Source organism: Pseudomonas sp. UBA4194 (assembly GCF_002379585.1).
In the GTDB taxonomy this organism is placed as follows: domain Bacteria; phylum Pseudomonadota; class Gammaproteobacteria; order Pseudomonadales; family Pseudomonadaceae; genus Aquipseudomonas.
The window spans coordinates 1-12,408 of the sequence record NZ_DFUE01000004.1; the positions used below are offsets into that span (position 1 = coordinate 1).

6 protein-coding genes and 1 pseudogene are annotated in these 12,408 nt (G+C 61.0%); 5 read left to right on the top strand and 2 right to left on the bottom strand.

Annotated features, from left to right (window positions below; all coding sequences use genetic code 11):
- Positions 1-220: pseudogene (locus B3397_RS00410) on the top strand (hypothetical protein); the annotation flags it as partial.
- 106 nt (positions 221-326) lie between these two features.
- Here B3397_RS00410 and B3397_RS00415 read toward each other — a convergent pair.
- Both B3397_RS00415 and mapR read right to left on the bottom strand, forming a co-directional pair.
- On the bottom strand, positions 327-1,715 hold the full coding sequence (locus B3397_RS00415) for an MFS transporter (RefSeq protein WP_296246241.1): 1,389 nt from the start codon (positions 1,713-1,715) through the stop codon (positions 327-329).
- Between the two features lie 477 nt (positions 1,716-2,192).
- Positions 2,193-3,608, bottom strand: coding sequence for a GntR family transcriptional regulator MpaR (mapR, locus tag B3397_RS00420; protein WP_296246243.1), 1,416 nt, complete (start codon positions 3,606-3,608; stop codon positions 2,193-2,195).
- A 642-nt stretch (positions 3,609-4,250) separates the two neighbouring features.
- On the opposite strand from mapR, the gene B3397_RS00425 reads away from it, so the two are divergent.
- The 4 genes from B3397_RS00425 (at position 4,251) to B3397_RS00440 (ending at position 12,353) form a co-directional block, all read left to right on the top strand.
- The gene (locus tag B3397_RS00425) at positions 4,251-6,278 is read left to right on the top strand and encodes an alpha-1,4-glucan--maltose-1-phosphate maltosyltransferase (RefSeq protein WP_296246244.1); all 2,028 of its coding nucleotides are present in this window, start codon (positions 4,251-4,253) and stop codon (positions 6,276-6,278) included.
- Between the two features lie 25 nt (positions 6,279-6,303).
- Complete coding sequence (gene treS / locus B3397_RS00430; RefSeq protein ID WP_296246247.1) at positions 6,304-9,624, top strand: maltose alpha-D-glucosyltransferase; 3,321 nt, start codon at positions 6,304-6,306, stop codon at positions 9,622-9,624.
- A 3-nt stretch (positions 9,625-9,627) separates the two neighbouring features.
- Entirely contained in the window at positions 9,628-11,862 is a 2,235-nt protein-coding gene (glgB, locus tag B3397_RS00435; protein ID WP_296246248.1) for a 1,4-alpha-glucan branching protein GlgB, read from the top strand.
- A 131-nt stretch (positions 11,863-11,993) separates the two neighbouring features.
- Positions 11,994-12,353 carry an endonuclease domain-containing protein gene (locus tag B3397_RS00440; protein ID WP_296246250.1) on the top strand — a complete coding sequence of 120 codons (360 nt, stop codon included), beginning with the start codon at positions 11,994-11,996 and terminating at the stop codon, positions 12,351-12,353.
- Positions 12,354-12,408: the final 55 nt, after the last annotated feature.

The following is a 12,408-nucleotide window of genomic DNA, read 5'->3' on the forward strand; positions in this document are numbered from 1 at the left end:
CGACCACTGGCATTTCAAGCAGAGCACGCTGCTCGCGAGCGAGCCAGCCATGGGCGCGGCCTATGACGAGTCGCCGCTGTTCAGCGAGAGGGAGTCGAATGAAAGACGGTGGCGGGGGGCATTGCTGTTCTCGATGAGAACACCGTGGTTGTTCAGCATCTTGTGGGTGTTGCTGGGTGTGTTTGCGGTGTATGCGCAGTTTGTGAATCCGGGGGAGTAGGGCTTCTAGGGCTCTGCGCGGATTGAAATGAACAGGGGGTCATGCTTTGCACATGACCCCCTGTGGAAGCGGGTTCTACCCGCAACGGCGCACTAGCAGACGATCATCAGTGTGCCGAGCTCACCGCCTGCTGACGGTTGCGCTCATATTCCTGCTTGTCCACCGACTTGGCGTCCGGCTTGCCCAGGTCGCTCATCGGGATACGGAACGTCTCCTTGGCGCAGAACGCTGCCAGGGCGGCGATACAGCACACCCCCAGGGCCAGCGAGCCAACCACCATCGGAATGTTGGTCGAGCCAGGAGGCGCCATGGCGGCGAACAGGGCCGGCAGCAGGGCGGTGATCAGGGTGCCCACGTTCTGCGAGATGGCCATGGCCGAGACGCGATAGCGGGTCTGGAACAGCTCCGGGTAGAAGCTTGGGAATACCGCGTTGTAACCCTGGTAGAACACACCCCACATCAGGATCGACATACCGAAGGCCAATGGCACGCTGTGGATGCTGATGGCGTACAGGTAGAAGAACGAGAGGATACCCGAGCTCAGTGCGCCACCGATGATCAGCGGCCGACGGCCGAACTTGTCCGACAGGTTGCCCACGAATGGAATCACGCACACTGCGACGATGTTACCGACCACCGGAATCCACAGGTACACGCTCTTGGCGAAGCCTACACCGTAGGCTGGCTGCACCGCGTAAGCCGCACCGAAGATAGTGGCCACTACCGGGATGACGTTCATCAGCGCCATGCACATCACCAGGCCCATGTTCTTCCAGCTGTGCTTGAACGCTTCGAGTACCGGAGACTTGGGAATGGCCGCCTTGGCTTCTTCGGTTTCGAAGGCTGGCGTTTCGTTGACTTCGCGACGAATGATGTAGCCGGCGATCAGCACCACGGCGCTGAGCAGGAACGGAATCCGCCAGCCCCACGAGTTGAACGCCTCATCCGGCATGAAATAAGCCAGCGGCAGGAAGATCGCCGCGGCGAAGATCTGTCCAGCCTGCACACCCTGCAAGGTAAAGCTGGCGTAGTAGCCTCTTCGGCCGAACGGCGCGTGCTCGAGAATCATCGAACTGGCCCCGGAAATCTCGCCGGCAACGGCGAAGCCCTGGATCAGGCGCAGCACCACCAGCATCGCAGGAGCCCACAAGCCTACCTGGTTGTAGGTCGGCAGCAGGCCGACCGCCATGGTGGCAATACCCATCAGGAACATGCACAGCAGCAGTACATTCTTGCGTCCGCGGGTATCACCCCAGTGGCCGAGGAAAAACGCACCGATGGGACGCGCCACGTAGCCCACACCGTAGGTTGCCAACGAGGCGACGATGGCGACCTTGGGGTCGGTATTGGGGAAAAATATCTGCGGGAAGATTAATGCCGCTGCTTGGGCATAGATGAAGAAGTCGTAATACTCCAATGCCGAGCCGACCCAACCGCTGGCGGTGGCTTTCTTGGTTTGCTGCGAGCCGTGCGACTCTGATTGAGCATGAGCCATGCTGTGTCTCCGTTGTTTTTATTATGAAGCTTGTGCCGTTGGTTTCGTCTTCACACGTTAGCAGTAGAACGAGGTTCATGCGCTGCGGTGTAAGGCAAAACTAACTGGGTAGTTAATGTTTATCAGGGGGCTTGGAGAGGTGTCAATATGGAGAAAATGGACGGGTATCCAAGCCGTCTGATCGTGATGGCCGCGAGTATGCCTCAACAGCGCGCGCATGACAGCCCAAAGCACCGTTGTAGAGCGGTTTTATCTGATATCAGGGGGTATGTTCGAGTGCCGAAACAATGCCAAGCATGCTTGCTATTCCGACCGGTGATCGCACACATTCCGCCTTCCACGAATTTGAATTTACGCAGACCCACTGTGGGAGCGGGTTCTACCCGCGATGGCGCCTGATGATCCTCTTCAGGTCTCACGGCTGCGCTGTCGGTGTCCGCTCATCGCAGTAGATTCCGCTTCCACCGGGCCGAACGATCAAAGAAGAGAGTGGATAAGCCTTCCGAGGGTCTGCATTGCGCCGAGCTGCGGCTTGTCCATGGGGGCACCGTAATTCAGGCGTACGCAATGCCGAAAACCGCCGCTGGCGGAGAAGATCGGGCCGGGCGCGATGCTGATGCCCTGGGCCAGCGCCAGTCTGAACAGTTGCAGGGAGTCGACCTGTTCCGGCAGCTCCAGCCACAGGAAATACCCTCCGCTGGGTCGGCTGACCCGAGTCTCCTTGGGAAAGTACTTGCCGATGGCCGCCATCATCGCCCGCTGTTGTTCTTCCAGCGCATAGCGCAGCTTGTGCAGATGGCGGTCGTAGCCGCCGTGCTGCAGATAGTCGGCGATCGCCGCCTGGGCGGGAACCGAGGCGCAGATGGAGGTCATGATTTTCAGGCGTTCCACCTGTTGCGCGAAGCGCCCCGCGGCTACCCAGCCAATTCGGTACCCCGGAGCCAGACTTTTGGCGAACGAACCGCAGTGCAGCACCAGCCCGTCGGTGTCGTAGGCCTTGGCCGGTTTCGGCGCGTGCTGGCCGTAGTAGAGTTCGGCGTACACATCATCTTCGATCAGCGGGACCTGATGCTCGCGCAGCAGCTCGACCAGCTGGCGCTTGCGCGCTTCGGGCATGCTCGCACCAATCGGGTTCTGGAAGCTGGTCATGCACCAGCAGGCTTTGATCGGCAGGCTGTTCAGGGCGGTGGCCAAGGCCTCGACGTCCAGGCCGTCCCGCGCATGGGTGGGGATCTCAACAGCCTTGAGCTTGAGCCGCTCCAGCACCTGCAGGCAGGCATAGAAAGCCGGTGCCTCGATGGCCACCAGGTCTCCCGGCTCGGTCACCGCCTGCAGGCACAGATTCAGGGCCTCCAGTGCGCCGTTGGTGATCAGCAACTCCTCCATGGGCAACATCACCCCGCCGACGGTGTAGCGCAATGCTATTTGCCGGCGAAGTTGCGGGTTGCCAGGGGACAGGTCGGTGACGGTTTCCCGAGGATGCATGCTGCGGCTGGTGCTGGCCAGCGAGCGCGCCAGGCGGGGCAGGGGGAACAGATTGGGGCTGGGAAAGGCAGAGCCCAGAGCGATGGTGTTGGGATCTTTGATCGAACCGAGGATGGAGAACACCAACTCGCTGACGTCCACGTCCGTTGACTGAGGCTGCGGCGCCGGCTTGACCGCAGGCTCCTCGATGGTGCGCGTGGCCAGTGCATTGACGAAATACCCGGATCGCGGCCGGGCACGAATCAGCCCGCGGCGTTCCAGCAGGTAGTAGGCCTGGAAGACCGTGGAAGGGCTGACCCCGTGAGTCTGGCTGGCAAACCGAACCGACGGCACCCGCTCATCCGGGCCCAGGACGCCGGTACGGATCAGTTCGGCGATATGGTCGGCGAATTTTTCGTAGCGCTTCATGGGTGGCCTGGCAGTAGGGATCGGTGGGGGTACTATGCCAGTTGGGCTGTGCTGGAAACAGATGCAGATGGGGGAAGGAGGAGCGGTACAGATGGGCGGGATTTGTGGTGGATGGTCCCCTCACCCCAGCCCTCTCCCTGAGGGAGAGGGAGCTAGAAGCGGATCGGTGCCAGCCGCTACAACACTGTACGGCCCCCTCTCCCTCAGGGAGAGGGCTGGGGTGAGGGGACCATTCACCGCTAACCTCAAGCCCTACCTCTAAACCCTCACCGGAGGTTCTTCACTCGGCGGGTCACCCAGCGGAGTCGGGGGTACGGTCGTAGGGTCGACCGGGACGCCGTCGGGGTCCTGTTCGGGGTTGGGTGGGGGCAGATTGGGTTCGTCGATGTTCGGGTCCGGTGTTTCGGCGGGCATGGGAAGGTTCATCGCTCAGCTCCACGGTAATGAATCGGTATACGCCCTCAGTCGACCGCGGGGCGGGCGATCCATTCAGTCTTTGCAAATGAGCCCGATCATCGGCCAGATACAGATGAACTTTTCCCCCTCACACCCCCTCCGAACCTAAGCAGCGAAAATTTCGAATTTCCCTCACCGCTTGCACAAGCACAACCACGTCCAGGGGACGTAAAGGAGCGATGCTCGATGACGGCTGATCAACCTTTCCAAACCGGCACGACCGCCACAGACGAACAGGATCGCGAGCATGTGCTCAGCCTGTCCCAGGCATTGTTGTTGCCGCGGATCGTGATCGAGGATACGCAGCCAACCATCGAGGGTGGCTTGTTCGCAGCCAAGGCCGTCGTCGGCCAGCCGGTGACGGTGACCAGCAAGGTGTACGCCGACGGTCACGATAAACTGGCCGTGGTGTTGCGCTGGCACGAACTGGGCTCCGACACCTGGCATAGCTCGGCCATGCAGGACCTGGGCAATGACAGCTGGGAAGGTGAGCTGACCATCGATCAGGTCGGTCGCCACGCCTATACCGTCGAGGCCTGGATCGATCAGTTTGCGAGCTACCGTTACGAACTCGAGAAGAAGTACGCCGCCGGTGTGCCCATCGATCTGGAGCTGGAGGAAGGGCGCCTGCATCTGGAACAGGCCGCCGCCCGCAGCACCGATACCCTGGCACGGCAGCTCAAGCAACTGCACGACGAATTGAAGACGCTGGACCAGGACGCCAAGGTTGCATTGCTGTTGCAGCGCGACACCCAGGCCCTGATGTCCCTGGCCGACCACCGCGCCTTTCTCAGCACCAGTATCGAATTCGGCTTGGACGTCGAACGAGAACTGGCCCAATTCGCCAGCTGGTATGAATTGTTTCCCCGCTCGATCACCGACGACAAGGCGCGCCACGGCACCTTCAACGACGTGCACAGCCGTCTGCCGATGATCCGCGACATGAACTTCGATGTGCTCTATTTCCCACCGATCCATCCGATCGGGCGTGCACACCGCAAGGGGCCGAACAACTCCCTGACGGCGGGCCCGAATGATCCGGGCAGCCCCTACGCCATCGGCAGCGCCGACGGCGGCCACGAGGCGATCCACCCGGAGCTGGGCACCCGCGAAGATTTTCGCCGCCTGGTCGCCGCCGCTGCCGAGCATGGCCTGGAGATCGCGTTGGACTTTGCCATTCAGTGCTCTCAGGATCACCTGTGGCTCAAGGAGCATCCAGGTTGGTTCAGTTGGCGCCCGGACGGCACCATCCGCTATGCGGAGAATCCGCCGAAAAAATACCAGGACATCGTCAACGTCGACTTCTATGCAGCCGACGCCGTGCCGAGCCTGTGGCTGGAACTCAGGGATGTGGTCTGGGGCTGGGTCGAGGAGGGCGTGAAGATTTTTCGCGTCGACAACCCTCACACCAAGCCGCTGCCTTTCTGGCAATGGCTGATTGCCGATATCCGCAGCAAGGACCCCAGCGTGATGTTCCTCGCCGAGGCCTTCACCAAGCCCGCGATGATGGCGCGGCTGGGCAAGGTCGGGTATTCCCAGAGCTATACCTATTTCACCTGGCGCAACACCAAGGCTGAGTTGGCGACCTATTTCACCCAACTCAACCAGCCGCCATGGTCGTATTGCTACCGCCCGAACTTCTTCGTCAATACGCCGGACATCAACCCGTTTTTCCTGCACGACTCCGGTCGGGCTGGATTCCTCATTCGCGCGGCCCTGGCAACCATGGGCTCGGGGCTGTGGGGTATGTATTCCGGGTTCGAGCTGTGCGAATCGGCGCCGGTGCCCGGCAAGGAAGAATACCTGGACTCGGAGAAGTACGAGATTCGCCCGCGTGATTACACGGCGCCGGGGAACATCATTGCCGAGATCGCCCAGCTCAACCGTATTCGTCGCCAGAATCCGGCGCTGCAGACCCATCTGGGCGTCGAGTTCTTCCAGTGCTACAACGACAACATCCTGTACTTCGGCAAGCGCACGGCTGATCGCAGCAACTACGTGTTGGTGGCGGTGAGTCTGGACCCGCACAACGTGCAGGAAGCGCATTTCGAGCTGCCGCTGTGGGAACTGGGCCTGGATGACAACGCTGCAACCTATGGTGAAGACCTGATGACCGGCCATCGCTGGACCTGGTACGGCAAGAATCAGTTCATGCGTATCGACCCGGGTTACCAGCCATTCGGCATCTGGCGCATACAGAAAGCCCTCCCTTAAGCACGACGAGAACAGGCAAACAACAATGGCGAAAAAGCCTCGGTCGCAAGCTTTCATCGATGATCCGCTGTGGTACAAGGACGCGGTCATCTATCAGGTCCATGTGAAGTCGTTCTTCGACTCCAACAACGATGGCATTGGCGACTTCCCCGGGCTCATCGCCAAGCTCGACTACATTGCCGATCTGGGCGTCAACACCATCTGGCTGCTGCCGTTCTACCCCTCGCCACGGCGCGACGACGGCTACGACATTGCCGAGTACAAGGCCGTGCACAGCGATTACGGTAGTCTGGCCGACGTGCGTCGTTTCATCTGCGAAGCCCACGCGCGGGGACTGCGGGTCATCACCGAGCTGGTCATCAACCACACTTCGGACCAGCACCCCTGGTTCCAGCGTGCCCGACACGCCAAAAAGGGCTCCAAAGCCCGGGATTTCTACGTGTGGTCGGACTCGGACGAGAAGTACGACGGGACGCGGATCATCTTTCTCGACACCGAGCACTCCAACTGGACCTGGGACCCCGTGGCCGGACAGTATTTCTGGCACCGGTTCTATTCCCACCAGCCCGATCTGAATTTCGACAACCCGCAAGTGATGAAGGCGGTGATCGATGTCATGCGTTACTGGCTGGACATGGGTATCGACGGCCTGCGCCTGGATGCCATTCCGTACCTCATCGAGCGCGACGGTACCAACAACGAGAACCTGCCCGAGACCCATCAGGTACTCAAGCAGATCCGTGCCGAGATCGACGCCAACTACCCTGATCGCATGCTGCTGGCCGAGGCCAACCAGTGGCCGGAAGACACCCAGTTGTATTTCGGTGACGTCAAAGGCGACAACGGTGACGAATGCCATATGGCCTTCCACTTCCCGCTGATGCCGCGCATGTACATGGCCTTGGCCCAGGAAGACCGCTTCCCGATCACCGACATCCTGCGCCAGACCCCGGAAATTCCGGCCAACTGCCAATGGGCGATTTTCCTGCGCAACCACGATGAATTGACCCTGGAAATGGTCACGGACCGCGAGCGCGACTACCTATGGAATTACTACGCCGCCGATAGCCGGGCGCGGATCAATCTGGGCATCCGTCGGCGCCTGGCGCCGTTGCTGGAGCGGGATCGTCGCCGTGTCGAACTGCTCAACAGCCTGCTGTTGTCCATGCCTGGCACGCCAACCCTGTACTACGGCGACGAAATTGGCATGGGTGACAACATCTACCTGGGCGATCGCGACGGTGTGCGCACGCCCATGCAGTGGTCGATCGACCGCAACGGTGGCTTTTCTCGCGCCGATCCGGCCAGCCTGGTGCTGCCGCCGATCATGGACCCGTTGTACGGTTTCGCGTCGGTCAACGTCGAGACCCAGGCCAACGATCCGCACTCGCTGCTGAACTGGAACCGGCGCATGCTCGCCGTGCGCCGCCAGCAGAAAGCCTTCGGCCGCGGCACGCTGAAAATGCTGTCGCCGACCAACCGCCGCATTCTGGCGTATCTGCGTGAATACACCGGGGCCGATGGCAAGAGCGAAATCGTCCTGTGCGTTGCCAACGTGTCCCGTGCCGCCCAAGCGGCTGAACTGGATCTGTCCCAATACGCCGGCATGGTGCCGGTGGAGATGCTCGGTGGCAGCGCCTTCCCACCCATCGGTCAGCTCAATTTCCTGCTGACCTTGCCACCCTACGGCTTCTATTGGTTCCTGCTGGCCAGTGAAACCCAGATGCCGAGCTGGCACGTCGAACCGGCCCAAAGCATGCCTGACTTCCAGACCCTGGTACTGAAAAAACGCATGGAGGAGTTACTCGACGAACCGTCGCGCTCCATCCTCGAAACCAACGCCTTGCTCCAATACCTGCCCAAGCGGCGCTGGTTCGGCGGTAAGGATGTGGCTATCGATCAACTGCGGATAGCCTACGGCGTACGCTTTGGTACGCCCACCAGTCCGGTGCTGTTCAGCGAGCTGGAGGTGACCAGTGGTGGCCAGGTCAGCCGTTATCAGTTCCCGTTCGGTTTCATCCCCGAAGATCACAGCGGTTCCCCTTTGCCGTTGCAGTTGGCCTTGTCGCGGGTACGTCGCGGCCGCGAGGTCGGGCTGATCACCGACGCGTTCGTGCTGGAAAGCTTCATCCATTCGGTGGTGGAGAGCATTCAGCAGAACGCTGTGCTACCGATTGCAACCGGTGGCGAGCTGCGCTTTCAGGGTACCGAACAGCTAGCGCCGCTGAAATTGAGCAACCAGTCGGCGATTCGTTATCTGTCCGCCGAACAGTCCAACAGCTCCGTCGTGATCGGCGGCAGCATGGTCCTCAAGATGATTCGCCGCGTCAGTGGCGGTATCCATCCGGAACTGGAGATGGGCGCTTACCTGACCGCGGCTGGCTATGAAAACATCTCGCCGCTGCTGGGTTCGGTGAGCCGGGTTGACGAGAGTGGCACGCCACACCTGCTGATGATTGCCCAGGGCTACCTGAACAATCAGGGCGATGCCTGGGAATGGACCCAGAACAACCTGGAACGGGCCATCCGCGACGAGATGGCCATGGCCCACTCCGAGCAGGAGCAGCATTACAACGCCCTAGGCGAGCTGGCGGATTTCGCCGGTATGTTGGGCCAGCGTCTGGGTGAAATGCACGCCGTATTGGCGGCGCCCGGCGTCAGCGCCGATTTCCTGTCCCGCCCCAGCACCGACAAGGATGGTCAGGCCTGGGCCCGCAGCATCAGTGCCCAGGTGGAGCGGGCATTGACCCTGCTGGAGCAGCGCCAGGCCGACTTTACCGAGGAGGACCGGGTGCTGGTCGCCGATCTGCTCAAGGAGCGCCAGTCGCTGTTGGCGCATGTCGAGCACTTGAGCAAGAAGGCCGTGGGCGGCTTGATCATGCGCGTGCACGGCGACCTGCACCTGGGGCAGATGCTGGTGGTGCAGGGTGATGCTTACCTGATCGACTTCGAAGGGGAACCGGCTCGACCGCTCGAAGAGCGCCGCGCCAAGTACAGCCCCTACAAAGACGTCGGCGGTGTGTTGCGGTCTTTCGACTACGCTGCCGCCATGGCTGTGCGCAACGTGCAGAGCGCAGACGCTTCCGAAGAAGCCGCGCAGGCACGTCAGCGGGTAGCCAAACGTTATCTGGCCGAAGCCCGCCACGCCTTTATCGGCGCCTACGGCATCGCTACTGCCGGACTGCCGCATGCCTGGCAAGATGCCGAAGGCGAGCGCGCAGCTCTGGAATTGTTCAGTCTGGAAAAGGCTGCCTACGAAATCGCTTATGAAGCGGAGAATCGCCCGAGCTGGTTGGCCGTGCCCTTGCATGGTTTGTTCGGGCTCTTGAGTACACGGGGAGAATAAGCAATGAGTGCGCACATCGGACAGGGCAAGAGCCACAACGGCGCGATGCCGGACAAGGTCGATATCGAGGCGCTGATTCGTGCCGATCACCGCGACCCGTTCTCGGTGCTGGGCGCCCACAGTGACGGCGGTGACGGGATGTACGTGCGGGCCTACCTGCCCAATGCGCTGAGCGTGCAGGTATTGGCCAAGGACGGTGGGCATCCGTTGGCTACGCTGGAACTGGGTGAAGTACCGGGTTTTTTCGTGGGCCATGTTGCCCAGCGTCAGAACTACCTGCTCAAAGTGCAGTGGGCCGGCGGCGAGCAGATCAGCGAAGACCCTTACAGCTATGGTGAGCTGCTGGGCGAGATGGACCTGTACCTGTTTGCCGAAGGTAACCATCGCGACCTGGGCAATGCCTTCGGCGCCCAGTTTCTCGAGCTCGATGGCGTACAGGGCGTGCGCTTCGCAGTGTGGGCACCCAATGCGCGTCGGGTGTCGGTGGTCGGCGACTTCAACGTCTGGGATGGCCGTCGTCATCCTATGCGCCAGCGTTACCCCAGTGGCGTTTGGGAACTCTTCATCCCAGGTCTGCAGCCGGGCGAGCCGTATAAATACGAGATTCTCGGGCAACACGGCATTCTGCCGCTCAAGGCCGACCCGGTGGCCTTGTGCACGGAGCTGCCGCCCTCGACCGCTTCGCGGGTGGCCAAGCCGTTGGCCTTCCAGTGGGATGACCAGGAGTGGCTGCAGGGCCGCGGGGAGCGCCACGCCATCGGCGCGCCGCAATCGATCTACGAGTTGCATGCAGGCTCCTGGATGTGCGAGCTGGACGAAGCCGGTGAAGTGGTACGTTCCTATAACTGGCACGAACTGGCCGACCGCCTGATTCCATACGTGCAGAAGATGGGCTTCACCCACATCGAATTGCTGCCGATCATGGAGCACCCCTTCGGCGGCTCATGGGGCTACCAGCCGTTGTCGCAATTCGCACCGTCGGCGCGCTACGGCACGCCAGAGGACTTCGCCGCGTTCATCAATGCGTGCCACAAGGCCGAAATCGGCGTGATCCTGGATTGGGTGCCGGCGCATTTCCCAACCGACGAGCATGGCCTGGCCCGCTTTGACGGCACGGCGCTGTATGAGTACGACAATCCGTTGGAAGGCTTCCATCAGGACTGGGACACCCTGATCTACAACCTCGGCCGCACCGAGGTGCACGGCTTCATGATCGCTTCGGCGGTGCATTGGCTGAAGAATTTCCACATCGACGGCCTGCGTGTGGATGCGGTGGCCTCGATGCTGTATCGGGATTACTCGCGCAAGGCCGGCGAGTGGATACCGAACAAGCACGGCGGCCGCGAAAACCTCGAGGCCATCGATTTCCTGCGCCACCTCAACGACGTGGTAGCGCTGGAAGCGCCGGGTGCGCTGGTGATTGCCGAAGAGTCCACGGCGTGGCCTGGTGTCAGCCAGCCCACCCAGGAAGGTGGCCTCGGGTTCTCCTACAAGTGGAACATGGGGTGGATGCACGACACCCTGAACTACATCCAGAACGACCCGATCCATCGCGGTCATCACCACAGCGAGATGAGCTTCGGTCTGATCTATGCGTTCTCCGAGCACTTCGTGTTGCCGATATCCCATGACGAAGTGGTACATGGCAAGCACTCGCTGATCGACAAGATGCCGGGGGATCGCTGGCAGAAATTTGCCAACCTGCGGGCCTATCTGACGTTCATGTGGGCGCATCCGGGCAAGAAGCTCCTGTTCATGGGATGCGAATTTGGTCAGTGGCGGGAATGGAACCACGACCACCAGCTGGACTGGTACCTGACCCAGTACTCCGAGCATTTGGGCGTACAGAAGCTGGTAGCCGACCTGAACCGCTTGTACCGCGACATCCCCGCGCTGCATCAGCAGGATTGTTTGCCGCAAGGTTTCCAATGGCTGATTGGCGACGATGCCACCAATAGCGTGTTTGCCTGGTTGCGCTGGAGCGCTGAAGGCGAGGCTGTACTGGTGGTGGCCAACTTCACCCCGGTACCGCGGGAAGCCTATCGTGTCGGCATACCTTTCGCAGGGCGTTGGCAGGAAGTGTTGAACAGCGATGCCGATCTGTATGCAGGGTCGAACTACGGTAATGGTGGCGCGGTGATCGCCGAGGAAGTGGCCAGTCATGGTCAGCCGCTGTCGCTGAGTCTGAATCTGCCGCCTCTGGGCGTGTTGATCTTGCGGCCGGAGGGTGGGGTTTAATCTGGTTTCAGATCTGCGGTGAAGGGTGCCTTTGCCGCAGATTTCATCCCTTGCAACGTGTTCTAACAGTCCATTCCTATTACCTCGCACAACCTTGACTAGCCTGACCCTCCTCGCAAGGAGTGTCATGCATGTCAGGGTTTCACACTTTTTCCCGTTACCTTCGCCAATCTCAGACCGAGTGTGAGCGTCTGCTATGGCAGCGGCTGCGCGGTCGACAAATCAACGGCATGAAATTCCGCAGGCAATGGCCTGTGGGGGACTATGTGGTGGACTTTGTCTGTCTGGAGGCGAGGGTGGTGGTGGAGCTGGATGGGGGGGAGCATTACGAGCCCGCGGCGTTGGAGTATGACCGGCGGCGGACACTTGGATTGGAACGTCGAGGGCTGCGGGTGGTGCGGTTTACCAATTTTCAGGTTATGGGGGAGATGGAGGCGGTATTGGAGGAAATTCTGCGGTGTCTGGTCCCCTCACCCCAGCCCTCTCCCTGAGGGAGAGGGAGCCGATCACCGCCTGCCGGCCCACCGCGATCCGCTTTTAGCCCCC